Annotated in this window: 1 rRNA gene; it reads left to right on the top strand. The window is 56.0% G+C overall.

Annotated features, from left to right (window positions below):
* Window positions 1-1172: ribosomal RNA gene (locus ACZ3HQ_RS29570) — 23S ribosomal RNA — on the top strand; the annotation flags it as partial.
* Between the last annotated feature and the right edge of the window lie 21 nt (window positions 1173-1193).

The raw sequence follows: 1193 nt of genomic DNA on the forward strand, positions 1-1193 counted from the left end.
GAGCTGGGGGTGGCCGCAGAGACCAGCGAGAAGCGACTGTTTACTAAAAACACAGGTCCGTGCGAAGCCGTAAGGCGATGTATACGGACTGACGCCTGCCCGGTGCTGGAACGTTAAGGGGACCGGTTAGTCCTGTTTCGACAGGGCGAAGCTGAGAACTTAAGCGCCAGTAAACGGCGGTGGTAACTATAACCATCCTAAGGTAGCGAAATTCCTTGTCGGGTAAGTTCCGACCTGCACGAATGGCGTAACGACTTCTCGACTGTCTCAACCATAGGCCCGGTGAAATTGCACTACGAGTAAAGATGCTCGTTTCGCGCAGCAGGACGGAAAGACCCCGGGACCTTTACTACAGTTTGATATTGGTGTTCGGTTCGGCTTGTGTAGGATAGCTGGGAGACTTTGAAGCATGCACGCCAGTGTGTGTGGAGTCGTCGTTGAAATACCAGTCTGGTCGTGCTGGATGTCTAACCTGGGTCCGTGATCCGGATCAGGGACAGTGTCTGATGGGTAGTTTAACTGGGGCGGTTGCCTCCTAAAGAGTAACGGAGGCGCCCAAAGGTTCCCTCAGCCTGGTTGGCAATCAGGTGTTGAGTGTAAGTGCACAAGGGAGCTTGACTGTGAGACCGACGGGTCGAGCAGGGACGAAAGTCGGGACTAGTGATCCGGCGGTGGCTTGTGGAAGCGCCGTCGCTCAACGGATAAAAGGTACCCCGGGGATAACAGGCTGATCTTCCCCAAGAGTCCATATCGACGGGATGGTTTGGCACCTCGATGTCGGCTCGTCGCATCCTGGGGCTGGAGTCGGTCCCAAGGGTTGGGCTGTTCGCCCATTAAAGCGGTACGCGAGCTGGGTTTAGAACGTCGTGAGACAGTTCGGTCCCTATCCGCTGTGCGCGTAGGAATATTGAGAAGGGCTGTCCCTAGTACGAGAGGACCGGGACGGACGAACCTCTGGTGTGCCAGTTGTCCTGCCAAGGGCATGGCTGGTTGGCTACGTTCGGGAGGGATAACCGCTGAAAGCATCTAAGCGGGAAGCCTGCTTCGAGATGAGTATTCCCACCTCCTTGAGAGGGTAAGGCTCCCAGTAGACGACTGGGTTGATAGGCCAGATATGGAAGCCCGGTAACGGGTGGAGTTGACTGGTACTAATAGGCCGAGGGCTTGTCCTCAGTTGCTCGCGTCCACTGTGT

The organism is Streptomyces sp. NPDC018263 (assembly GCF_055562575.1).